The following is a 20,935-nucleotide window of genomic DNA, read 5'->3' as shown; positions in this document are numbered from 1 at the left end:
TCCGATGGCCGATCGGATGAGCGTCGGTGCTCGAAGTCCCCGATGCTACCCGCCCGCATCTGGGTGCGCCAGGTTCGGTCGGGTGCCGAATTCGGGCGCTTCGCGAGTCATCCTTCTGGGTGCGCGCCGGACGGTGTAGGCAAGCCGCCCGTTTTCGGTAATGCGCTCGAATGAGTTGGCAAATTATGCAATTCTTCGAATAGACGTGTTTTCCGGAGTGGTCCGATCGTTCGCCGACCGATCCTGACGTCGTGAAGGCGGCCGAATACGGATCGAGGACGGCTGGTGCGAATTCAGGTCGTTTTCGGCCCCGTCGCGGATGGGAATTCGGCTCGCTGCCGGACAAAGCGTCCGTGGGGGATACTGCGGTGACCGTGACAGCGGTATCCGCCGAGTGCTGAGGGGCGTGGACATGGAGAAGTTGCCGGAGGACGTGAGGGAACGGCTGGCGGCGCCGTCGGTGTGGTACGTCGCCACCACTCGCCCGGACGGAGCCCCGCACGTCAGCCCCATGTGGGTGGGCCTGGACGGTGACGCTCCCTGGTTCAACACCTCGGTAGGCAGGGTCAAGGAACGCAACCCGCGTCATGATCCGCGGGTGTGTCTCTCGCACCACGCCGATCCCTTCGATCGCGTCCAGATCCACGGCCGGGTCACCCGGTTCGTCGAAGGACCGGAGGCCGGACGTGACACGGACCGGCTCGCGCACAAGTACGTCGGTACGCCGTACGAGTGGCTGCTGCCGGGCGAGCAGCGGGTCACAATGGTGATCGAACCCCTCCGCGTCCGCCGCGTCGTCGGTGTCGAACCGTTCGGCGGCGCTTGACCGAGAATCCGTATTTCGGCCGTGGCGTGGGCTGTGAGCCGCCCATGGGTTCACCGCATGACGCTGAAAGATGACCTGAGTTCGGGGCTGCTGTTGGGCGTGATGATGGTGACGCCGGCTTCGGTGTCGGCGTCGGCGTCGACCGGTGAGTGGTCCTGATCTGGTTCGGTGTCCAGCTCAACTTCACGGCATCGCCAGGGGCGATCCACCGACTCCGTGGGCAGTCAGCGGTTCGGGGCGTTCCTGCTGTCACTGGTCGGGATCGTTCCTGGTGCCGCCCTGTTGTTCATCGCCGCACGGGGCGCGTTGCGGCGGGCCAGCGGCGGTGCTCGCGATCGATGACGAATACGTGGCTGTGCCGCCAGAGCCCGTCGCCGACTTCCTCGGCGTCGCTGAGGTGGCCGGTGCCGGTGCCGCGGTGGATGTGCTCCAGGAAGCAGGGGTCCGGGCGCGGCCACGACTTGGCCGCCAGGGTGAATCCGGCGAGGCCGAGCGTGCCGAGCGCGATCCAGGTCGTGGTGAACCCGGCGGTGGTGGCGAGCCAGCCGGCGACCGGGTAGGTGAGCAGCCAGCAGGCGTGGGACAGCGAGAACTGGGCGGAGAAGACCGCGGGCCGGTCGCTCGCGGTGCTGGACCGGCGCAGCACCCGGCCGACGGGGGTGAGGACCAGCCCGGTACCGAGTCCGATGACCGTCCACGTCGCCAGCGCCGCGGGCCACCGCCGGTCGCCACTGTCCGCTGTGGACAGTGCGATCGCGGCCGTCATCGCCGCGAGGAGGACTCCGGCGCCGGTGAGCATGACCGTGCGTTCCGGGGCCCGGTCCAGTACGCGGGGGAGCAGGAGCGCGACCAGGATCGTGCCGACGCCGTTGCCCGCCAGCAGGATCGCGACGTCGGCCGGTGACCGGCCGAGGGTGCCCTGGACGTAGTTGACGGTGTTGACCATGACCACGGACCCGACGGCGGCGACCACCAGTGCCAGGCCCAGTGTTCCGCGCAGGCGGGGCGTCGCGGCGAAGATCCGGATCCCCGCCAGCGTCCGGTCCCGGACACCGCCACGATCACTGCGGGTCGCGTCGGGGATCCGGGTGCTCAGCACCAGCACCGCCGAAGCCGCGAAGCCGATCGAGGTGCCGGTGAACAGCCAGTGGAAGGACGCGAAGCCGAGGACGACGGCGGCGAGCAGCGGACTGAGCAGGTTTTCCATCGTCGAGGCGAGCTGCGACAGCGACAGCGCCTTCGTGTACTCACGTTCGCTGGGCAGGATGTCGGGAAGGACAGCCTGGAAGGCCGGGGTGAACGAGGCCGACGCGGAGTGCAGGACGACGATCAGGAGGTAGATCTGCCACACCTGGTCCACGAACGGCAGTGCCAGCACCACGAGCGCGCGCACGGCGTCGAGACCGACGAGCAGCAGGCGCCTGGGCACCCGGTCGGCGTAGGCGCCCGCCAGAGGCGCGACGGTCACGTAGGTGACCATCTTGATCGCCAGCGCCGTACCCAGTACGGCACCGGCGTTCGCGCCCGCCAAGTCGTAGGCCAGCAGGCCGAGCGCTACCGTCGTCAGGCCAGTGCCGAACAGCGCGACCAGCTGCGCCCCGAACAGATGCCGGTAGTCCCGATGCCCCAGCAACGACATGCTCCATCATCCTCCGCCGGCGACCTCTCCACCACGATAGGTGCTCATGTACGCACATGACAATTCCGGTGTCCAGTGGTCCGCGCTTCCCCCGGACGACCAGGTCGAAGCCGCGTCCACCTCGCTGCGGATGCTGGCCGATCCGACACGGATGCGGATGTTGTGGCTGCTCAGCGGGGACGAGTACGACGTGGCGTCGCTGGCCGCCGCGGTCGCCATCGCCCGGCCGGCGGTGTCCCAGCACCTGGCCAAGCTCAAGCTGGCCGGCTTGGTCAGCCAGCGGCGCGACGGCCGCCGGATCCTCTACCGCGCCCGCGGAGGGCACGTCCGCCGCCTGCTCGCGGAGGTCATGAACGCCGCCGACCACCACCTCCACGGCATCCCCGACCACGATTGAGGTTCAGGCGGGGCGACGAGCCGGCGATCACTGCTCGTAGGCGCCGATGTCGTGGTCCGCACCGACGGGGCCACACCGGTCCTTCCGCGAAAGTGTTGTCGCGGAGGATGTTGGTGCCCTCGAAGTCGCCGCAGTGGAAGGCGATCGAGCCTTCGGCGTTGTCGTGGAAGGTTTTGTTGACGATCCGCACGTCGGCCATGCCCCCGCTGGACTCGACCCCTGCCTGTGCGTTGCCGTAAGAGACTCCTCGACGGCTGATTTTCTCCGCCCGGGACGGGTCGTGCGCGGCGACTCGTGACCGAACGGACGACACGTGTGATCAGATGGACGACACGTGTGACCGAACGGCCCGCCCCGAGTCGTCCGGCTGGACACGCGTGTCGTCCGTCCAGTCACGCGTGTCGTCCGTCTGATCACACGTGCCGTCCGGCGGTGGATACCTGAAACCTGATTGGCTCCAACCGAATCGGCTCAGGACCGACCCGCCCTCCCGGTTTTAGTGAGTCCTTCACGGACCACGGTCCTTGACGCCACGTTAACCGGGGCCGCCGCTCGTGGTCACCCGCTGGGGATCGCGGCACTTCGACTGCGTGGTGTGCGGCGAGTCCTGCGAACGGCCCGGCAGGGCCGCGTCACCGGACCCGATGCCCCGTTCGGCGTAGGCAAAAGGCACATCGCCCCGATGAGGCTTCGCACTGTCGTCACCTTGTCGCCGGAGAGAGGATTCCGGTACCCAGTGACACCGCGAACCGAGGGGAATCCGATGCAGACCATGGTTGCCGACAACGTCCGGTCGCTGCTCGCCGAAACCGGGATCACCACCGCGACGGCGGAGCGAGCCGACTTCGCGATCGATCACTTCGACCACTGGTCCAACCAGGCGGCCGGAACCGCCTTCAACTGCTTCACCGGTGCGTGCTGTGTCGCCCCGCCCCTTGCCGAGGCCTGCTGATCGGGAATCGGCGAAGTCTTGAACCGGCTTGAACCGGCCGCTTCCGGCGAACGGGAATTCGGTGTATTCCGCCGTGCCCGGAATTCCGGACGAGCATTTCGTATCGGGCGGATTCGCGGGGCGCTGATGCTCAAGTTCGCGCGTGCAGGTCGTCGTGGGACGCCATCGGCTCGATGAGCTTGTCGGGGCGGGCGGCATGGGTGTCGTGTGGCGTGCTTTCGACCTGGAACTCGGCCGGGTGGTGGCGCTCAAGCAGTCCCAGGCCGGTGACAGCGGGCAGATCCGGCGAGAGGCACGGATCGGCGCCGGGCCGCACCATCCGAATGTGGTCACCGTTTTCGACGTGGTGATCGACGACGGTGTCCGTTGGCTGATCATGGAATACCTGCCGTCGCGAAGCCTGTCGGCGATCATCGAGACGGACGGCCGCTTGCCGTCGATCGAAGCGGCAAGGATCGGGGTACAGCTCGCGAACGCCCTGGCCGCCATGCACGAGCGAGGCATGGTGCACCGCGACGTCAAGCCGAGCAACGTGCTGGTCGCCGAGGACGGCACCGCGAAGCTGACGGATTTCGTGATCGCCCGATGGGCGAAGGTCATCGAGTCCGGAGGCGGGCGGATCGGCGGCACGCCCGGCTATCTCGCGCCGGAGGTGGCGGACGGACGGGAAGCCCAAGCCGCGGCGACGTGTTTTCGCTCGGCGCCACCTTGTTCGACGCGGTGACCGGACGTTCTCCCTGGGGCGGTAGCGGCGAAGGCCCGATCGCGCGGCCCGAGGGAATAGTCGCGTGCCCGCGGCTCGCCTGGGCAGTGCGCGTCGGAGTTAGCAGGTAGGTCTCCCGGACCGCGTCCTCCGCCTCGTGCCACGATCCGAGCATCCGGTAGCTGTGCGCCAGCAGCTCACCGCGCAGCGGGGCCGTGGCCCGCTCGTAGTCCGTCACCGGACCAGTGTCGACCGCAGCCACGATCCCGCCTCCCTGATCGCGTCACCGGCCACGGTCGTGCGACCGGCCGACATCTGGAACGTATGGAACTCGTCCAGGCGGACCTCGACCTCGGCGGCCCGCAGCCACCGCGCCGGCTGCCTGCTGTCGTCCAGCAGGGCTCCCGGGTGGACCCCGGGGAGGCCGGAAAGGAATCGCAGGCGGATCACCACCCGGGTGGGTGACGCGGTCGCCAGATGTGTCCGGCTTCGGGGAACCAAGGCGCGACCGGATGCGTCGGTGTACACGAAACGTCGTCATCGCGTTTCGTGAAACGTGCGCACGGGTGGCTGGGAACTCATAGGCTGTGCGGGTAGGGCAGCATGGTCGGGTAAACCACGGGCGCAGACGCCGAGACTGGAGGGATCACTCAATGACTCGCCGATTCGATCCAGAGCAGATCGCCGCGCTGGCCAAGAAGGTCGGCGGGCTCAAGGACGGCTACAGCAAGACGAGCACGGACTTGGGGAACGGTGATCCCGGAGGCGCGTATGGCGACCTGGGCAACGCGGCCAACTCGGGCAAGACGACCCAGAAGTTCTACAGCAGCGTGAACGCCGAGATGGCGGCCGCCGCGAAACTCGTCGACGCCGCTTCGCAAGCGCTGGCCAACGCCGCCGAGCGTATGCGGAACGACGAGGCCGAGGGTGTGCGCATCCTCGGTAACGGCAAACGCGAGCGGGATTGATTCGGACTGAGGACGGGGACCAGGGGAATTACCGATGACCACCACAGAACCCAATCGCGGTGAGCTTGACGACCCGTCGCATGATCGTCCGAAGTCGATGGACGCCATCGACAAACACGCCCAACAGGCGCAGAAGCTCAACTCGAGCGCGGTCAACGACCAGGCGGTGAAGGTCGGTGGAGCCGCCACCCGGTCCAACGATCTCGGAGACGATCTCAAGGTATTCCGCGAGGACGTCCTGCGCGAATGGGACGGCAAAGACGCCGACGCCGTCGCCGAGCACCTCGAGAAGCTCGTCAAGGCGAGTTACAAGGTCAGCGACAAGGCCGAGGCGGCCAAGAACATCCTTCAGCGTGTGTCCGAGATTCTGGACGACGTCAAGAAGAAGGTCGCGCAACTCGCGCAGGAAGCGAATGACAAGGACGCGGACAACCGCGCCTTGATCGGTGCGGCGCGGAAGCGGAAGAACAGTTCCCAGGACGAGAACGAGATCGCCGCGGCCGCGTCCGACATCGAACGGCTCCGTCAGCTGAACGAGAAGGACTCCAACGGCAAGAAGGACGAGATCGAGCGGGCGTTGAATGACGCCGAGAAGCAGATCGACGACCTTCTCAAGCCGCTCGGCCTGGAAATCGAGGGCGGGTTCCTGGAGCTGGTGCCCGCCGACACCGGCCAGACCACGGCGTCCAGCGTCCACGCCAGTCCCGTCGATTCCCGGGTCGGGGGACCCGTCCATCACGGCGGTGGCGGGGACGGCGGCGGCGGTGGAGGCGGCGGTGGCGGTGGAGTCGCCGGGGTCCAGGGCGACGGCAGGCCCGCCAAGCCGATCGACGCACAGGGCGACAACCCGGCCAAGATCGCCGAGCAGTTCCTCGGCCGCAACGCCGGTGACCTCAAGGGCAGCGGCGAGTTGCCCGCGATGCAGTCATGGGTGCCCAACAACGTCAACTGCGCGAACTTCGTCTCCGGCTGCCTGGAGGCGTCCGGCCTGATCGACAAGAACCAGGCGAGCGCGTCGGTCGCGGGCCTGACGGCCAACCTCGAGGCGGACGGCTGGAAGTCCGTCCCGCTCTCCGAGGCGAAGCCCGGTGACGTGGTGATCTCGAACAACGGCGGACACGTCGTGCTGTACGCGGGAGACGGTCAGTTCATCGGTTCGAACAACGTCAATCCCGACGGTTCGCAGAAGATCAGCATGGGTGGCGGGGGAGGCCTCGTCAAGATCCTCACCCCGCCGACCTGAGCCGGTTAGCGGAGTCAGAAGCCGAACAACGCGCGCGGTGCCTCGTGCTCGTCCGGCCACGTCAGCCAGGCCACATCGGTCGGGCCGACGGCGTAGTCGGACAAGCGCCAGGACCGCGCGTCGTTGTCGGCACCCGTTTCGTCGGCCTTCTTGAGCAGGGCGACGTAGACGTCGGACATGACGCCGTCGGCGCGGCGTGCCTCGTAGACGGTTCCGGCGTAGTACGGACGGCCGGAATCCGTGGTGCGCATCGTCCCTTGCAGGAACACCCAAGGCCCGATGCGGTCGAGACGTTCCACCTCGACCCGGACACGATCGCCGAAGAACTCGTCGAGCCGTGCGGTGGCGGCCTGGAGCGCCGCTTCCCGGACGGGGTCACCGGGGTTCAGCGACACCGGAAAGGACCGTGTGGACGGGGTGTACATCAGCTACCTCCAATAGCGGGCAGCGATCCGGTCGACGGCGGTGACCGGACCAGCTGGCCTCGGTGATGCTACCGCTTGTGGTGAGCCCAGTCCTGACTTCGGGCAGGCCCGCCGCGGTTTATTTGTACTATATTTAGAATATGGTAAATATGAGCCTGGTGCTCGAGCGGGACGGCGGTGAGCTGCGTTACGGCGACCTCGTGGGGGAGCGGCGCCCTGTCGTCCTCACCCATGGCGCCGGTCTGGATCACCGCATGTTCGACGCGCAAGCCGCCGCCCTGCACGAGGCGGGCCACCGCGTCGTCAGCTGGGATCAGCGCGGGCACGGCGAGTCGAGCCTCGAAGCGGGTGCCCGGTTCACGGCGACGACCGCGCTCGACGATCTGGTCGCCCTCCTCGATCACCTCGGCCTCGACCGGCCGATCCTCATCGGACACTCGCTCGGCGGAAACCTCGTGCAGGCACTCGTTCGCCGTCTTCCCGAGCGCGCCTACGGCCTCATCGTCATGGACTCCACCTGGAACGCCGGCCCGCTCACCGCGGTGGAGCGGCTCCTGCTGAAACTCGCCGCCCCTTCGCTGGCGCTCATCCCCGCCTCGCGGCTTCCCGGAATCATGGCCCGCGCTTCGGCGGTGACGCCGGAGGGGATCGCCGAGTGCGAGGCGACGTTCGCGCGGATGCCCAAACGCGTCTTCCTCGATGTCTGGCGCGCTACCGTGTCGCTCGTCGCGCCGGAACCGGGATATCGCACGCCTGTTCCACTCGGCCTCGTTCGCGGCGACCGCGACCGTACCGGCAACATCGCGGTCGCGATGCCCCGCTGGGCACGAGCCGAAGGGATGACCGAGCACGTCGTTCCCGATGCCGGACACGTGGTCACCGTCGACGCGGCGGACGCGGCCACGAAGGTGATCAGGGGCATCATCGACGGCTGGGACGCGGCATGACGACCACCGACGACCGTGCCGTATTCGTCACGGCCATGGGTGACTTCCTCGCGTCGTGGAACCTGCCGCGCGCGACAGGGCGTGTCTACGGGCAGCTTCTGCTCGGCTCCAGCCCCGCGTCGCTGGACACCCTCGGCGCGGCCCTCGGCCTCAGCAAGGGGGCGGTGAGCGTGGCCGTCCGTGAGCTGGTCTCCTGGGGACTCGCCCGGACCATCCCGCAACCCGGCAGCCGCCGCTTGCTCGTCGAGGCGGTGGGCGGATTCGAGCAACTCCTCGCCGCCGGCCACGAACGGACCCGCGCGTTCATCCGGGTGCTCCGGAGCGGAACGCGGTCCGCCGAGGACGAGGACGCCGCCGCCCGGCTTTCGGAGGTCGCCGCATTCTTCGAGTCCTATGTGGACGCGGGGGAGCAGATGTTGCGAAGTCGGCGGGGTGGCGTGTGAACGATCAGAACTGGGGACGCTCTCACCAAATCCGTGGCATCGGTTCCGTGCGGCGCTGTACAGCCCGTCCCCCTTTGTGTCGCTGCGGACGATCACCAACGTCCACCGCCTGCGGTGAGCGCCGGACAGCCGGGCCGGGCTGACATTTCGCGAGGCTGCCTCGTCAGTAGGGCAGAACACCCACTACGACAGAGGAGATCGCGATGGAAGCCCGGCTTGACTACTTCGGCAACCCCGTCGGGGGAAAGTTCATGAAGACCATCATCTCGGCGGGGAGGTCGCTGGCAGGCTCACCGCTGTCGTTGACGGTCCAGGAACTGGTGCGGATTCGCGCGAGCCAGATCAACGGATGCGCCGTATGCCTGGACATCCACACCAAGGAGGCGGCCGCCGCGGGTGAGTCGGACGTGCGGATCAACCTGGTCGCGGCGTGGCGGGAGGCGACGGTCTTCACCGAAGCCGAGCGCGCCGCGCTGGAGCTGACCGAGCAGGCCTGCCGGATGGCAGACGGTGGTGGAGTCACCGACGAGGCGTGGGCGAACGTAGCCAAGCACTTTGACGAGGACCAGCTCGCCGCGCTGGTGGGGGTGATCTCGCTGATCAACGCCTTCAACCGGGTGAACGCCATCGTCCAGAACCCCGCGGGCGACTACCGGGCCGGGCAGTTCGCCTGACGGCTGGAGGAGGCACCATGTCCACCACCGAAACGGCGCGCAATCGGGCGGCGTTCGCCCGCTTTCACGACGCGACCAACACCGGCAGCGTCGAGGCCGTCACGGCGATGATCGACGAGGTCGTCGCACCGGACGTGGTGTTCCACGCCCCGGTGCCGATAGACACGACGGGAGCACAGGCCCTCGCGCGAGTGTGGCAAGTGCTGCTACGCGGGTTCCCCGACCTGAGCGTCACGGCCGAGGACGTACTCGCGGACGGGGACAAGGTCGTCTGCCGGAACACCGTCACCGGCACCTACCGGGGTGAGTTCAGGGGCCTCCCGGCCACCGGAAAGTCGGTTTCCTACAGCGAGATCTTCATTTTCCGGTTCGCCGGAGGGCGGATCGCCGAGATCTGGGGTGTCGTCGACGTCCTCACCCAGCTGCGGCAACTCGGCGCCCTCCCGGCGTAGCGGTCACGCGTCCGTCCACGACCGGAGTTTCTCGGGGTTCCGCACACCCCAGATACGCCGGATGCGGTCGTCGGCGACGTCGAACGCGAACACCGCGACGGTCAGCCCGGCCTGCTGGAGCACGAGGCCGGGCCGGCCGTTGACGGTCCGCTCCAGCAGGTCGAGTTCGGACGTCTTGTGCGCCACCTCCATGAGGTAGGACGCGACCTGTTCGCGACCTTCGAAGGGGTGGAGCGCGGCCTGGACGAGTCCGCCCCCGTCGCCGACCGCCTTGACGTCGGGGTCGAGGAGACCGATGAGTGCTCCGATGTCCTTGGCTTCCCACGCCTTCTTGAATTCCTTGACGAGAACGGCCTGACCGGTGATCGGGGCGGGGGACGCCTGCGTCGCGCGGATGCGGCGGCGTGCGGAGGAGGCCAGCTGGCGGCAGGCCGCCGGAGTGCGGCCGACGATCTCCGCCACTTCGGCGAAGGCGTAACGGAAGACGTCGTGCAGGACGAACGCGACCCGTTCGGCCGGGGTCAACGATTCGAGCACGACGAGGAACGCCATGGTGATCGACTCGTCGAGGGTGATCCGGTCGGCGGGGTCGGCGGTGGGCGGGCGGCCGGTCGTCCACGTGACCTGTCCCGGCACCGGTTCGGGGATCCACTCGCCGACGTAGCGTTCCCGTCTCGCGCGTGCCGAGCCGAGCAGGTCGAGGCAGATGCGGCTGGCGACCGTCGTCAGCCAGGCGCCGGGGGAGTCGATCGCCTCCCGTGCGGCGGGGGACATGGCGTACCAGCGGGTGTAGGTCTCCTGCACCACGTCCTCGGCCTCCGAAAGGGAACCGACCAGGCGATACGCGAGCCCGATCAGCTGACGACGTTCTCGCATGATCGCGCTCAGGCCGGGCTCGGACGGATCGTTCATGGGACTGCCTCCTGCTCGCGTGCTGTCCCGGGTACGACGAGACACCACCGCCGGATGTGAGGCGGGCTCGCGCCTCACATCCGGCGGGGCGGTGTCGTCGTAGTGCCGAGACGGAACACCCCACCCGCTAGGAGTCCCAGCATGACGACCACGACCACGCTCAGCGAACTGACCGGTGACTACGGCCTGGACACCACCCGGACGACCCTCGGTTTCGTCGCGCGGCACACCATGGCCGGCCGAGTGTCCGGCCATTTCGACGAGTTCGAGGGCGTCGCACACCTCGACGGGGACGACCCGTCACGGTCCAGTGTCCGGTTCACCGTCAAGGCCGCGAGCATCCTCACCGGCAACCGGCAACGCGACGACCAGCTGCGCACGGCGTTCCTCGACGTCGAAGGCCACCCTGTCCTCACCTTCGCCTCGACCGGGGTCCGCCACCTCGGCGGCACCCGGTTCGAGATCGACGGCGACCTGAGCATCCGAGGCGTCACCCACCCGGTCAGCGGCATCGCCGTCGAACTGGTCGAGGCCAGGCCCGCCGGGGTAGCCCTCGCGGGCAGCTTCACGATCGACCGCAACCGCTGGGGCGTGAACTGGAACTTCGCGACCAAGCTGCTGGTCAGCCCGAAGGTGACCGTGCGGTTCACTGCCGGGCTGGCACCGAAGGCAGTCACGAGGTGAAGCGGGCGGCCTGGTTGTCGATGAGGTTCTGCGCGCGTTGGAGGGTGTGTGAGCTGTAGGTGCCACCGGAGCGGGCGTCGAGGAGCGCGTTCTGCTGTGCGTCGATGAGGAGGCGTTGCAGTTCCCGCCGCTGGTGCAGAGGGCTTTCGGGGTCACGTTCGTTCAGCATCTTGTCGATGGCTTCGGCGGTGGCGAGCACGCGTTCACGGGTCCGGTCGAGGATCGTCTCGTCGAAGGGCTCGCCGTTTTCGCGGCGCAGTTCCGGACTGTCGAGGAGTGCCTGCGCGGCGTCCTGGATCTCGACGGCGAGACGAGCGTATTCGCGGTGTTCGTGTTCGGCGTCGGTGCCTTGGATGCCGAGCCGTTTGACCAGGATCGGGAGCGTGCCGCCTTGCAGGAGCAGGGTGACGATCGCGACGGTGAAGGCGATCAGCACCAGTTCGGCCCGGTGGGGCACGTCGCTGGGGAGCGACTGCGCGGCGGCCACGGTGACGACACCCCGCATCCCGGACCAGGCGAGGACGCCGCCGCCACGCCAGCCGAGTCCTTCGCTGGCGTAGAACGCGGAGTCGGCGTGGCGACGGCGGAGGACCCGGTTCGCCGTCGCGTACCGGCGTTGCTTGCCGGGGTGGGGGCCTCGTTCGCTGAGTCCGTCCAGCGCCGCCTCGATCCGGTCGCCGAGTTCGCCCGCCTCACGCTGTTGCCGCCGCAGGGCGGCGATGAGCGGGACGACGAACGTGGTACGCAGGACGATGAGGGTGAGCGTCGCGAGGAGGCCGAGACCGACCGTGGCCCACACCCCCTGACCCGACGTGTGGACATCCGCGACGACCGCGGTGATCTCGAACCCCACCAGGAGGAAGACGCCGTTCTCCAGGAGCAGCTGGATCGTCCGCCAGTTGGTGCGTTCGGAGATGCGGTCGTGCGCGGTGAAGCGTTTCGCGCTCTGGTGGCCGGTGATGAGCCCGGTCGTCACGACCGCGATGACGCCGGAGGCGTGTAGTTCCTCGGCCGGGATGAAGGCCAGGAACGGGACCACGAAGGAGATCGCGGTCGTCAGGACGGCTTGGTCGCGGATCCGGGAGCGGGCACGGACCGACACGAAACCGACGACGGCGCCGACCGCGATGGCGACGAAGACGGCGAAGGCGAAGTCGCCGAGCGCGCCCCAGAAGGAGACGGTGCCCGCGATCGCGGCGACCGCGGTCCGCAGCAGCACCAGCGCGGTGGCGTCGTTGACCAGGCCCTCGCCTTCGAGGATGGTGACGAGCCGGGGCGGCAGTCCGAGGCGTTTGCCGATCGAGGTCGCGGCGACCGCGTCCGGCGGGCTGATGACCGCGCCGAGTGCGACGGCGGTGGCGAAACCGAGGTCGGGGATGAGCCACCAGATCAGCAGTGCGGTACCGAACGCGGACACGACGACCAGCAGCACCGACAATGCCCCGATCGTGCCCAGATCCCGGCGGAAGTCCATGACCGGCATGTTCACCGCGGTCGCGTAGAGGATCGGCGGCAGCACGAGCACGAGGATCAGATCGGGTTCGACCGACAGCTCCGGAGCACCGGGGATCAGGCTGCACGCCATCCCCACGATCACCAGCAGCACCGGTGCCGCGACCCCGAGTTTCGGGGCGGCGTACGAAACCACGACGATGATCAACACCGCCACCACGGCGAGCAACGCCAGTTCCTGCATGCCGGTATCTCGCCTTCCTGGCCGCAGAGGGTTCACCGATCGAGTGCAGCTTGCCCGACCTCGGCCGGTCGCGCGCGTTCTGTCCGGTGATCAACGACATGCGGGGAGCGCCGATGTGTGTTGTCCTTTCCCGGAAACGGCCTGACGGCACAGGGCGAACCGATCTCCGGGATCAGTGACCGAACGAGGGACGAAAGGCCGGATCGGCATGGCGTACACACAGGACTTCGACGGCATCCGCGACCGCCCGGTGGCGGTGTTCGGGGCGGGGACGCTGGGACGGCGGATCGCGCTGATGTTCGCCTCCCGTGGCGGGACGGTGCGGATCTACGACCCGAGTGCCGAGCAGGGCGCCGCGGCGGTCGACTACGTGGCGCGGACCCTGCCGGACGTGGTGGCCGAGCGTGGCCATGGCGAGGTCGGCCGCGCGGAGGCCGTGACGTCGGTGGAAGCGGCACTCGAAGACGCCTGGCTGGTCGTGGAGGCGGTGCCGGAACGGCTGGACCTCAAAATCCCCCTATGGGGTCAAATCGACGAGGCCGCGCCCGCGGACACGATCTTCGCCACCAACTCGTCGTCCTATCCGTCGCGGACGATGGCCGAGAAGGTGCGGGACAGGTCCCGGCTGTGCAATATGCACTTCTACATGCCGCCCGGCTCCCCGGCCGTCGATCTCATGTCCGACGGCGAGACCGACCGAGGCCTGCTGGACACCTTGCTGGCGGTGCTTCCCGAGTTCGGCATTCACCCGTTCGAGGCGCGCAAGGAAAGCGTGGGGTTCATCTTCAACCGCATTTGGGCGGCCATCAAGCGGGAATCGCTGGCGGTCGTCGCCGAGGGCGTCGCCCGCCCCGAGGACGTGGACGGGATGTTCCGGATCAACTGGCATATGCCCGTCGGGCCGTTCCAGATGATGGACCAGGTCGGTTTGGATGTCGTGCTCGACATCGAAAACCACTACGCGGAGGAATATCCGGACCTGCCGTCGGGTCCCCGGGAACTGCTGCACGAATACGTCGACGGCGGCAAACTCGGCGTCAAGACCGGCGAGGGCTTCTACACCTATCCGTGACGGACTTCAGCCGGTGACGACCCCGGCCACCAGGTTGATCGTGGTCGCCAGGATGACGGTGCCGAACAGGTAGGACAGCAGGGTGTGCCTCAGGACGACCGCGCGGATCGTCGAACTCGAGACGGCGGTGTCCGACACCTGGTAGGTCATGCCGAGGTTGTAGCTGAAGTAGAGGAAGTCCCGATAGGTCGGGAGATCGTCCGAATTGAAATCGATTCCGCCTGCTGGCGTCGAGTAATAGAGATGCGCGTAGCGGGTGGCGTACATCAGGTGAAGCCCCGCCCACGCCATGAACACGCCACCCAGCGCGGTCGCCGCGGTCACGTCCCCGCTGCTGGAATTCCCGAAGACCAGCAGTCCCACCACACCGACCAGGCCACTGAGGGCCGCCCCGACGATGACGAGTTCCTCGGTGACGGGACGGAAGTCCTCACGGCGGGCGTTCCGCCGGGTGGCGGTGGCGTCCAGCGGCCACAGCACCGCCCAGCCCGCGACGACGAAGGCCGCCGCCGCGACGGCGATTCCCACCAGTACGCCGAGCGATCCGTGCGTCACCACGCCGACGAGCGTGCCGATAACCGCTCCGACGGCCACGGCGACAGCGAGCCGCGTGACCGCAGACAGAGGCCTCCGACTCTTCATGAGCCACACCGTAGCCGGGGCGGGCGGCACACCTCCGAGGCCCGCCTCCGGAGCCATTCGGGTGATATGGGTGATCGAACGGCAACGCGGGGCGATGCGCCGGGCGTGGTAGTCGCGGGCAGGTCCGGACCGGCCGGGCCGCGCGGTAACGAGAGGGGAGCCATGAACGTCACTCGGCAGGCGGCGCGTGCGGGGGCATCGGGAGGGACGGCACCGAAACGCAGGTCGCTGCGGTCGTGGCTCGTCGTACTGGGGATTCTCGCGTTGACGGGGGTGGCGCTGCCCGGCACCGCGTCGGCGGTGGTGGAGAGGCCAGGCGGCAAGGAGAGCTACGCGGTCACGATCGGACAGGTGGCGCCGACCGGAACCACGCCGACGGGCAAGGAGTTCTCGCGGCTGGCGATGTACTACTTCGACCCGGACGGCACCGTCCGGGAGGCGTTCTGGTTCTGGAGCTGGAGCATCGGGTACCCGGCGGCGACCATCCGCAGTACGTCGGCGGGCTGCGACAACTGCGCGATCCACACCGCCGGCGGATTCCAGGCCGGGGCCGAGGTCAAGGAGCTGAGGGGGAAGTACACCACCACCGGCTCCAAACTCGCCATCACCTGGGACAACGGCTCCACCGAGGCATGGACGGTCGCCAGCCCGGAGGCCGGGATCGCCGTGCTCTCCCTGACCGGCTCGAGCTACGGCGCGAACGTGGGCCAGGGCTACGGCAGCAACGTCCGTACCACCGTTTCCGTGCCGTTGAAGGAAATGCCGAAGAAGTACTACCCGGGCCGCTACGCGTACAACGCCTATGACGTGAAGACGGGGAAGCTGTACTCCGGCACCGGCACCTCCGGGATCAACCTTTCGCTGCCGCAGTGGAAGGAGTGCAACGACAACTGCCTGAGCGCGGCCGTCGAGATCACCGATCCGAATTCGACCGCCTGCACGGCCTGCAAGCCCGGTGAGAAGAGGGCAATCCGGTACTACCTGGCCTCCGAGGGCGGGCGGAAGAACTTCTACGAGCACTTCTGCACCTGTCTGCTGCAGGGTGACAGCAAGTGCTACAACGGCGGCTCGCACCTCAAGCCGCAGCTCCAGGTGATCGACGATTCGGGCAGGTTCCGCGGCTGGGTCGGAGTCGAGGCACAGCACCGCGTCGCGAACCGCGGCACGATCGCCGTGCACTGGTACACCGACGTCTGATCGGGACAGTGCCGCCTCGTTCACGCGTTCACCTGGTCGTGGAGGCCTTCTTGCCTACCCTGAAGGTAGGGAAAGAGTCCCCTGGTGGCCCCGGGACGCACGTGACGCTTGCCTTCAGGCGACATCACGACCAGGCACGGCCAACCCTTCGCCCTTCCTCTCACGTTCGGAGGCGAGGGCTCCCGGCCTATGACGGGAATCGCCGGGTGAAGCGCTACTTCGGGCGACGAAGGGGTGACCGTCGGCGGCTTCGCGACAGTAAGGTGAAGGGGTGCCCGGAGGAAACGCGACCCTCGACGACCTGATCCCGCTTCCGATAGTCGCCGCGCTGTCACTCGTCCGACGGCCCTTCGAGTGGTCACCCGTGCGCCGGACGTAGTTCCAGCGTGCAGCATTTGACGCTCCCGCCGCCCTTGAGCAGTTCCGACAGATCGGCGCCGATCGGCTCGAAGCCTCGCTCTCGTAGTTGTGCGATGAGCCCCGTGGCGGCCTGCGGCAGGATGACGTGCCGCCCGTCGGAGACCGCGTTCAGGCCGAATGCCGCGGCGTCGGCGGCCGAGGCGGTGATGGCGTCCGGGTAGAGCTCTTCGAGCCGTCTCCGGCTCTCTTCGGTGAACGCTTCCGGGAAGTACATGACCAGATTCTCGTCCAAGACGGTCAGCGCGGTGTCCAGGTGGTAGTAGCGCGGGTCGGTCAGGGTCAACCCGACCACCGGGACGCCGAAGAACGCCGCGGCCTCTTCGTGCGCCCGGGGATCGGTCCGGAAACCCGTACCCGCCAGGATCCGGGATCCCGCGACGAGGAAGTCGCCTTCGCCTTCGTTGTGCCACTGAGCCTGCTGAACGTCGCGATAGCCCTGACCGGCGAACCACGTCAGATACGCCGCGGCCTCCCGGCGGCGTTGCCGGTGGTGGAAGCGCGCGACCAGCACCCGGCCGTTCACCACGGTGGCACCGTTGGCCGCGTACACCATGTCCGGAAGACCCGGCACCGGGTCGAGCAGGTCCACCCGATGGCCCAGCTCGACGTGGAGGTCGCGCAACCATTCCCATTGGGCGATGGCGAGCTGGGGGTCGGTGGGCTTGCCGGGATCCATCCACGGGTTGATCGAGTACTCGACGTCGAAATGACTCGGCCTGACCATGAGATAGTGCCGCATTGGTGTACTCCTGGGGTGATCAGGCCGTCTGGAGGGATTTTTCGTTGCCCGCCAGCCGTTTGACCAGCTGGCCGCGGATGCGGGGCGGGATGTCCGGGGCGAATCGCCGGAAGTAGCTCTCGGCATGCACCGCGTTGTCCATCAGGAACGGCAGGTCGAAGACGACCAGCTTGCGGATGGCCAGCAACGGTACCGGGGCGCGCAGTGCCTTGAACTTCTCGTTCCACAGCCCGGGCTGATCGCAGACCGGATGGAACTGTCCGATCATCAGGCCGTCGGCGACGAACTCGTCCTTCGCCTCGCGCTGCAATTCGTCCAACGCCGTCGAATCCTGATGGTCCAGCTGCGGCAGCACGAGCAGGATCGTCAGCAGTTCCCGGTCCGACGGCGAAATCCTGTTCGACAACCGCTCGTACCAGGAGCGCAGGCTTTGGATCGCGTCTCGTACGTCCGTCTCGCCGTTCGTGGTGGTCAGGGCCGCCAGATAAAACAGTCCTTTGTGGAGCGACGGCTGGGTGTAGGGGCACACCGGGCCGTTGCGGCCCAGTTCCGGGTTCGGGGAGACCAGGTAGCGGCCGGCCCAGGCCAGGATTTCCCGGACATACGGTAGATGCTCCGCCGGGGTGGCGCCGTCCTCGACCTCGGCCGCCGTCCAGATGAGAACCTTGCTGTCGCCGATCATGATCCGATGCTTTGCGCGAAGGTGAAGACGCCGTCCGGGTCGACCCGCTTTTTGATCTCCTTCAACCGCGGATAGTTGACGCCGTAATAGGCGGTGCGCCAGTCCGCGAGGTCAGGGTCGATGAAGTTCTGAAAAGCTCCATCGGTCACATACGGAGACATCTCGTTCCCCAGTTCCGCCAGCCAGCGGAGATTGGCGTCGACCACGGCGGGCTCGTCGTTCTCGGCCCACGAGGTGTCCATGGACAGCAGGAACATCGCGTTCCGGTGGGCGAACGCGGTTTCGGTCGCGCCCATCCGGTTGATCGCGCCGCCCCAGGAGAACAGGGCCGCGCCGCCACCGTCCGGGTTTCCGCTGGCGGGCAGGCGATCGATGGACGAGAGCAGCGTGGCGATGGCTTCGTCGGGCAGCGGCCGGGTGACGATGTTGGTCCGTACCGCGAACGCGCCTTCGGCTGTCTCGTGCCGCATGTCGTCCTGTGCCTGCCAGTAGGTCCGGTCGGCAATGTCCATCCGGATCGGCTTGGCGACCGACAGGACGGGGTCGAGAAGCTCGCGCAACTCCTTGGCAGGGCCGAGATATTGCCCGATGGCCGACACGACGAGCGCCGACCCGCCCGCGCTGCTGACGCCGATCCTGGTCGCCAACTCGTCGGGTGCCTGCCGCACGATCTCCTGGAGCACCGAAAAGACCTTCGGCGCGTCCGCGCGGTCCCACAGCAGCAGGTAGCTGGCGCAGCCGGTGACCGGCGTCGCCTGGTAGGTGAAGGACACGTTGATGCCGAAGTTCCCGCCGCCACCACCACGGCAGGCCCAGAACAGGTCGGCGTTGGTGGTCGCGTCGCAGTGCAGCAGTCGTCCGTCCGCGGTCACCATCGTGGTGGCCACCAGCGCGTCCGCGGTGAGCCCGAGTACGCGTGAGGTGGCGCCGCAGCCACCGCCGAGAGTGAGGCCCGAGAGGCCGACCGAGGCGCCGTTGCCCAGCGCGAAAGCCATCTCGTGGGGTTGGATGGCGGCGTGGACGTCCGCCATCCGAGCGCCGCCCTCCGCGGTCACGAGTCCGGTCGAACCGTTGGCGGACACGGTGTTCATCGCGCTGAGGTCGATGACGAGGCCGGTGTTGACCGAATGTCCCGCGTAGCTGTGCCCTCCGCTGCGCGCGACGACGTCGACACCGGTCTCGCGTGCCCACTCGATGGCGATCCGCACGTCCGCGGCGTTCTTCACGGACACGACACCGGCGGGGGTGACCCCGGCGAACCTCTTGTTGAACGGCACACTGGCTTCGCGGAACCCGGCCTCGCCGGGGCGCCGCACGCGGCCTGCCACGGCGTGGCCGAGGCGTCGCCAGTCCGTGTCGGATGGGCTGCGGGACACTAGCTCACCTCGTCGAGGTAGGAAACGCCGGTGGCGGCGTGCGGGCCGTAGCGTTCCCACGCCTCCCGCAACCGGAGACGGCCGTCTTCGGCCACCTCCGGCGTGTTCACCGTGCGCCCGCAGATCACCTCACCGGTGGCGAGCACGATCGTGTAACCCAGATCGAGGGCCCCGTTTTCCCGCTGGGTGCCCGCGATCGACCCGCGTCGTACGTCACCGCCGGCGAACTCGGCCCAGACGACGTCGCCTTCTTGCCGGTAGACGGCGATCGCCTCGGCGTCGCCACCCGCTTTCCGGAACTTCCGCCCGTCGTAATCAATCATGGGACTCGGCCCGGCCGGTCTCGGCGGCGATGAACTCGTCCGACATCGCGCGATCCCACCAGATCGCGTAGTAGGAGAAGTCCTCGTCGTGGTCGTTGACGAGGTTGTGTTCGATCCCCGGCTTCAGGAACACGAGGTCCCCTGCCACGAACTCGTGCCGTTCACCCTCGACGACCACGTCGGCGCTCCCGGCCATTCCGATGAAGATCTCGTGTTCGTGATGAGCGTGCGAAACCGATACGTCACCGGGACGCAGCACGCACCAGGCTCCTCGAAACGGTGCTGTCAAACCGGCCCATGGATAGAGCAGCTTCATGTCCAATCCGTAGGCCCGAGTCAGGTTCTCGTGCTCCAGCCTGCGGATGTCCACGACGGCTTGGTCCAGATCAGTCACATCCCACTCCGATCAGCGTGCTTTTTTGCCGGGCGTTCGGTGCTGATCGAGGCTATATTCGGCCGGTTTCCCGGGTATAGGGGAACTATTCCCGATCGGCGGTGAATCAGCCACGTCCGAGACCGGCGTCCCGAGCCAGCACGATCGCCTGTGCTCGATCGGCCACCCCGAGTTTGCCGAAGACCGCGGAAACGCGATTGCTGATGGTCTTCGGCGCGAGTGCCAGCTCACGCGCGATGGCCGAGTTCGACTTGCCCGCGGCGATGCGGTCGAGCACTTCCCGTTCCCTGGCCGTCAGTTGGGGAAACGGGTACGGTTCCGGCCCGGCGGCCGACCGCATCAAGGCGCTGAACCGGACGGCGATGGCCTTCCCGACGATCGCTTCACCCGCCCCCACGACCTGTACGCCGCGGACGATCTGGTCCGGATCGGCGCCTTTGATCAGATAGCCGCGCGCGCCTGCCTGGATGGCCGCCCTGATGGCGGTGTCGTCATCGAGGGCGCTCAGTACCAACACCTTGGTTTCCGGTGCGACTCGCGAGACCCGGCTCAGCACGTCGACGTTCGTGAACTCACCGAGCCGCGGATCGATGACCAGGACGTCCGGCTGGTGCCGGAAGACCTCCGCGATCGTGGCGTTCGCCGTCGCCGTCTCACTGACGACGGCGATGCCGCCGACGAGTTCGAGCGCGGAACGGACCTGATGGCGGACAGCGGGCTGGCTGTCGGCGATCAGGACGGTCAGCGGCGCGAGGTCGCGGTCTACTTCACTCGTGGTGTGACCGGGCAGCAGGATCGCGGTGCGCCGCTGGTCAGGGCGATCGACCGGCCATAGACGAGCGGCGTTACCGTTACTGGCGTGATGATTCATCTTTCCCCTTATGCCTGCCGCTACTGAGCCCGCTTGCCCGGCTCCGTTCAGTGAAGTGCAATGAAGGTGAGCGTATGTCCTGGATATCGAACGGATCCGTATGACCGTTATGGGAAATTGATCGCGATCAATTATGCCGCTGAACGGTGGAGTCCCCGATCAATGGCGGCCTGATCGCGGTCCGGCGTGTTTCCCCGTCGGCAACGGCAAAACTACCCTCTTCGCGGGGAAGCGTCGGCGAGGTTCCCCGCCCTTCGG

Annotated in this window: 25 protein-coding genes; 13 read left to right on the top strand and 12 right to left on the bottom strand. The window is 67.7% G+C overall.

Translation table 11 applies throughout. The features are described from left to right. The first annotated feature begins 412 nt into the window (after positions 1 to 412). Positions 413 to 826 carry a TIGR03618 family F420-dependent PPOX class oxidoreductase gene (locus BS329_RS08635; RefSeq protein WP_076157708.1) on the top strand — a complete coding sequence of 138 codons (414 nt, stop codon included), beginning with the start codon at positions 413 to 415 and terminating at the stop codon, positions 824 to 826. A gap of 286 nt (positions 827 to 1,112) precedes the next feature. On the opposite strand, the gene BS329_RS08630 is transcribed toward BS329_RS08635, so the two are convergent. Continuing rightward, a complete protein-coding gene (locus BS329_RS08630) occupies positions 1,113 to 2,465 on the bottom strand; it encodes an MFS transporter (protein WP_076157705.1) in 1,353 nt (450 codons plus the stop codon). Between the two features lie 46 nt (positions 2,466 to 2,511). On the opposite strand from BS329_RS08630, the gene BS329_RS08625 reads away from it, so the two are divergent. The 3 genes from BS329_RS08625 to BS329_RS41765 all read left to right on the top strand — a co-directional run bounded on the left by BS329_RS08625 (position 2,512) and on the right by BS329_RS41765 (position 4,538). Beyond that, the gene (locus BS329_RS08625) at positions 2,512 to 2,862 is read left to right on the top strand and encodes an ArsR/SmtB family transcription factor (protein ID WP_076157702.1); all 351 of its coding nucleotides are present in this window, start codon (positions 2,512 to 2,514) and stop codon (positions 2,860 to 2,862) included. Positions 2,863 to 3,625: 763 nt separating this feature from the next. Beyond that, positions 3,626 to 3,814 (top strand): hypothetical protein, encoded by a 189-nt coding sequence (locus tag BS329_RS08620; RefSeq protein WP_076157699.1) that lies wholly within the window; start codon positions 3,626 to 3,628, stop codon positions 3,812 to 3,814. A gap of 142 nt (positions 3,815 to 3,956) precedes the next feature. Continuing rightward, the gene (locus tag BS329_RS41765) at positions 3,957 to 4,538 is read left to right on the top strand and encodes a serine/threonine-protein kinase (protein WP_244197070.1); all 582 of its coding nucleotides are present in this window, start codon (positions 3,957 to 3,959) and stop codon (positions 4,536 to 4,538) included. Positions 4,539 to 4,751: 213 nt separating this feature from the next. On the opposite strand, the gene BS329_RS42405 is transcribed toward BS329_RS41765, so the two are convergent. Continuing rightward, positions 4,752 to 5,018 carry an alpha/beta hydrolase family protein gene (locus tag BS329_RS42405; RefSeq protein WP_143252924.1) on the bottom strand — a complete coding sequence of 89 codons (267 nt, stop codon included), beginning with the start codon at positions 5,016 to 5,018 and terminating at the stop codon, positions 4,752 to 4,754. A gap of 152 nt (positions 5,019 to 5,170) precedes the next feature. Between BS329_RS42405 and BS329_RS08605 the strand changes: the two genes are divergently transcribed. Together BS329_RS08605 and BS329_RS08600 are read left to right on the top strand one after the other, a co-directional pair. Then, positions 5,171 to 5,485, top strand: coding sequence for a hypothetical protein (locus BS329_RS08605; RefSeq protein WP_076157690.1), 315 nt, complete (start codon positions 5,171 to 5,173; stop codon positions 5,483 to 5,485). A gap of 34 nt (positions 5,486 to 5,519) precedes the next feature. After that, the gene (locus BS329_RS08600) at positions 5,520 to 6,728 is read left to right on the top strand and encodes a peptidoglycan-binding protein (protein WP_076157687.1); all 1,209 of its coding nucleotides are present in this window, start codon (positions 5,520 to 5,522) and stop codon (positions 6,726 to 6,728) included. Positions 6,729 to 6,742: 14 nt separating this feature from the next. Here the strand turns inward: BS329_RS08600 and BS329_RS08595 are convergent, their stop codons facing one another. After that, a complete protein-coding gene (locus BS329_RS08595; RefSeq protein WP_076157684.1) occupies positions 6,743 to 7,153 on the bottom strand; it encodes a hypothetical protein in 411 nt (136 codons plus the stop codon). Between the two features lie 140 nt (positions 7,154 to 7,293). Here BS329_RS08595 and BS329_RS08590 point away from each other — a divergent pair, with 140 nt between their 5' ends. The 4 genes from BS329_RS08590 (at position 7,294) to BS329_RS08575 (ending at position 9,669) form a co-directional block, all read left to right on the top strand. Continuing rightward, positions 7,294 to 8,100, top strand: coding sequence for an alpha/beta fold hydrolase (locus tag BS329_RS08590; protein WP_076157681.1), 807 nt, complete (start codon positions 7,294 to 7,296; stop codon positions 8,098 to 8,100). After that, positions 8,097 to 8,543, top strand: a complete 447-nt coding sequence (locus BS329_RS08585; RefSeq protein WP_076157679.1) for a GbsR/MarR family transcriptional regulator — start codon at positions 8,097 to 8,099, stop codon at positions 8,541 to 8,543. The genes BS329_RS08590 and BS329_RS08585 overlap by 4 nt, the downstream gene beginning before the upstream one ends. Positions 8,544 to 8,746: 203 nt before the next feature. Then, complete coding sequence (locus BS329_RS08580) at positions 8,747 to 9,217, top strand: carboxymuconolactone decarboxylase family protein (RefSeq protein WP_076157677.1); 471 nt, start codon at positions 8,747 to 8,749, stop codon at positions 9,215 to 9,217. Positions 9,218 to 9,234: 17 nt separating this feature from the next. Then, positions 9,235 to 9,669 (top strand): ester cyclase, encoded by a 435-nt coding sequence (locus tag BS329_RS08575; RefSeq protein WP_076157675.1) that lies wholly within the window; start codon positions 9,235 to 9,237, stop codon positions 9,667 to 9,669. A 3-nt stretch (positions 9,670 to 9,672) separates the two neighbouring features. Here BS329_RS08575 and sigJ read toward each other — a convergent pair whose 3' ends face one another. Then, positions 9,673 to 10,581, bottom strand: a complete 909-nt coding sequence (gene sigJ, locus BS329_RS08570; RefSeq protein ID WP_076157672.1) for an RNA polymerase sigma factor SigJ — start codon at positions 10,579 to 10,581, stop codon at positions 9,673 to 9,675. Positions 10,582 to 10,722: 141 nt separating this feature from the next. Between sigJ and BS329_RS08565 the strand changes: the two genes are divergently transcribed. Beyond that, a complete protein-coding gene (locus BS329_RS08565) occupies positions 10,723 to 11,265 on the top strand; it encodes a YceI family protein (RefSeq protein ID WP_076157669.1) in 543 nt (180 codons plus the stop codon). On the opposite strand, the gene BS329_RS08560 is transcribed toward BS329_RS08565, so the two are convergent. Then, on the bottom strand, positions 11,255 to 12,961 hold the full coding sequence (locus tag BS329_RS08560; protein ID WP_076157666.1) for a cation:proton antiporter: 1,707 nt from the start codon (positions 12,959 to 12,961) through the stop codon (positions 11,255 to 11,257). The two genes, BS329_RS08565 and BS329_RS08560, sit on opposite strands and share 11 nt — an antisense overlap. 175 nt (positions 12,962 to 13,136) lie before the next feature. Here BS329_RS08560 and BS329_RS08555 point away from each other — a divergent pair, with 175 nt between their 5' ends. After that, on the top strand, positions 13,137 to 14,033 hold the full coding sequence (locus BS329_RS08555; protein ID WP_244197069.1) for a 3-hydroxyacyl-CoA dehydrogenase family protein: 897 nt from the start codon (positions 13,137 to 13,139) through the stop codon (positions 14,031 to 14,033). Between the two features lie 6 nt (positions 14,034 to 14,039). On the opposite strand, the gene BS329_RS08550 is transcribed toward BS329_RS08555, so the two are convergent. Next, positions 14,040 to 14,675, bottom strand: coding sequence for a DUF1345 domain-containing protein (locus tag BS329_RS08550; protein WP_076157661.1), 636 nt, complete (start codon positions 14,673 to 14,675; stop codon positions 14,040 to 14,042). A gap of 162 nt (positions 14,676 to 14,837) precedes the next feature. On the opposite strand from BS329_RS08550, the gene BS329_RS08545 reads away from it, so the two are divergent. Next, complete coding sequence (locus BS329_RS08545) at positions 14,838 to 15,872, top strand: hypothetical protein (protein ID WP_076157658.1); 1,035 nt, start codon at positions 14,838 to 14,840, stop codon at positions 15,870 to 15,872. 358 nt (positions 15,873 to 16,230) lie between these two features. Here BS329_RS08545 and ddaH read toward each other — a convergent pair whose 3' ends face one another. The 6 genes from ddaH to BS329_RS08515 all read right to left on the bottom strand — a co-directional run bounded on the left by ddaH (position 16,231) and on the right by BS329_RS08515 (position 20,677). Further along, the gene (ddaH, locus tag BS329_RS08540; RefSeq protein ID WP_076157655.1) at positions 16,231 to 17,031 is read right to left on the bottom strand and encodes a dimethylargininase; all 801 of its coding nucleotides are present in this window, start codon (positions 17,029 to 17,031) and stop codon (positions 16,231 to 16,233) included. A 19-nt stretch (positions 17,032 to 17,050) separates the two neighbouring features. After that, positions 17,051 to 17,713, bottom strand: a complete 663-nt coding sequence (locus tag BS329_RS08535) for a DUF6875 domain-containing protein (RefSeq protein ID WP_076157652.1) — start codon at positions 17,711 to 17,713, stop codon at positions 17,051 to 17,053. After that, a complete protein-coding gene (locus BS329_RS08530; RefSeq protein WP_076157650.1) occupies positions 17,710 to 19,089 on the bottom strand; it encodes an FAD-binding oxidoreductase in 1,380 nt (459 codons plus the stop codon). The genes BS329_RS08535 and BS329_RS08530 overlap by 4 nt, the downstream gene beginning before the upstream one ends. Then, positions 19,089 to 19,412 (bottom strand): avidin-fold protein, encoded by a 324-nt coding sequence (locus tag BS329_RS08525; RefSeq protein ID WP_076157647.1) that lies wholly within the window; start codon positions 19,410 to 19,412, stop codon positions 19,089 to 19,091. Before BS329_RS08525 ends, BS329_RS08530 begins: the two co-directional genes overlap by 1 nt. After that, positions 19,405 to 19,806: a cupin domain-containing protein gene (locus BS329_RS08520; RefSeq protein ID WP_208619174.1), complete on the bottom strand. Its 402-nt coding sequence runs from the start codon at positions 19,804 to 19,806 to the stop codon at positions 19,405 to 19,407. The genes BS329_RS08525 and BS329_RS08520 overlap by 8 nt, the downstream gene beginning before the upstream one ends. Before the next feature lie 106 nt (positions 19,807 to 19,912). After that, complete coding sequence (locus BS329_RS08515) at positions 19,913 to 20,677, bottom strand: response regulator (RefSeq protein ID WP_084749470.1); 765 nt, start codon at positions 20,675 to 20,677, stop codon at positions 19,913 to 19,915. Positions 20,678 to 20,935 lie beyond the last annotated feature (258 nt).

The sequence above is a fragment of the Amycolatopsis coloradensis genome (assembly GCF_001953865.1).
Taxonomy (GTDB): Bacteria; Actinomycetota; Actinomycetes; order Mycobacteriales; family Pseudonocardiaceae; genus Amycolatopsis; species Amycolatopsis coloradensis.
The sequence above is the reverse complement of the archived record's forward strand: the minus strand, read 5'-3'. Positions and strand labels throughout refer to the sequence as shown.

Bases quoted from the DNA above. Each gene is read 5' to 3' on its own strand.
- BS329_RS08635 (WP_076157708.1), top strand. From the start codon at position 413: ATGGAGAAGTTGCCGGAGGACGTGAGGGAACGGCTGGCGGCGCCGTCG.
- BS329_RS08630 (WP_076157705.1), bottom strand. From the start codon at position 2,465: ATGTCGTTGCTGGGGCATCGGGACTACCGGCATCTGTTCGGGGCGCAG.
- BS329_RS08625 (WP_076157702.1), top strand. From the start codon at position 2,512: ATGTACGCACATGACAATTCCGGTGTCCAGTGGTCCGCGCTTCCCCCG.
- BS329_RS08620 (WP_076157699.1), top strand. From the start codon at position 3,626: ATGCAGACCATGGTTGCCGACAACGTCCGGTCGCTGCTCGCCGAAACC.
- BS329_RS08605 (WP_076157690.1), top strand. From the start codon at position 5,171: ATGACTCGCCGATTCGATCCAGAGCAGATCGCCGCGCTGGCCAAGAAG.
- BS329_RS08600 (WP_076157687.1), top strand. From the start codon at position 5,520: ATGACCACCACAGAACCCAATCGCGGTGAGCTTGACGACCCGTCGCAT.
- BS329_RS08595 (WP_076157684.1), bottom strand. From the start codon at position 7,153: ATGTACACCCCGTCCACACGGTCCTTTCCGGTGTCGCTGAACCCCGGT.
- BS329_RS08590 (WP_076157681.1), top strand. From the start codon at position 7,294: ATGGTAAATATGAGCCTGGTGCTCGAGCGGGACGGCGGTGAGCTGCGT.
- BS329_RS08585 (WP_076157679.1), top strand. From the start codon at position 8,097: ATGACGACCACCGACGACCGTGCCGTATTCGTCACGGCCATGGGTGAC.
- BS329_RS08580 (WP_076157677.1), top strand. From the start codon at position 8,747: ATGGAAGCCCGGCTTGACTACTTCGGCAACCCCGTCGGGGGAAAGTTC.
- BS329_RS08575 (WP_076157675.1), top strand. From the start codon at position 9,235: ATGTCCACCACCGAAACGGCGCGCAATCGGGCGGCGTTCGCCCGCTTT.
- sigJ (WP_076157672.1), bottom strand. From the start codon at position 10,581: ATGAACGATCCGTCCGAGCCCGGCCTGAGCGCGATCATGCGAGAACGT.
- BS329_RS08565 (WP_076157669.1), top strand. From the start codon at position 10,723: ATGACGACCACGACCACGCTCAGCGAACTGACCGGTGACTACGGCCTG.
- BS329_RS08560 (WP_076157666.1), bottom strand. From the start codon at position 12,961: ATGCAGGAACTGGCGTTGCTCGCCGTGGTGGCGGTGTTGATCATCGTC.
- BS329_RS08550 (WP_076157661.1), bottom strand. From the start codon at position 14,675: ATGAAGAGTCGGAGGCCTCTGTCTGCGGTCACGCGGCTCGCTGTCGCC.
- BS329_RS08545 (WP_076157658.1), top strand. From the start codon at position 14,838: ATGAACGTCACTCGGCAGGCGGCGCGTGCGGGGGCATCGGGAGGGACG.
- ddaH (WP_076157655.1), bottom strand. From the start codon at position 17,031: ATGCGGCACTATCTCATGGTCAGGCCGAGTCATTTCGACGTCGAGTAC.
- BS329_RS08535 (WP_076157652.1), bottom strand. From the start codon at position 17,713: ATGATCGGCGACAGCAAGGTTCTCATCTGGACGGCGGCCGAGGTCGAG.
- BS329_RS08525 (WP_076157647.1), bottom strand. From the start codon at position 19,412: ATGATTGATTACGACGGGCGGAAGTTCCGGAAAGCGGGTGGCGACGCC.
- BS329_RS08515 (WP_084749470.1), bottom strand. From the start codon at position 20,677: ATGAATCATCACGCCAGTAACGGTAACGCCGCTCGTCTATGGCCGGTC.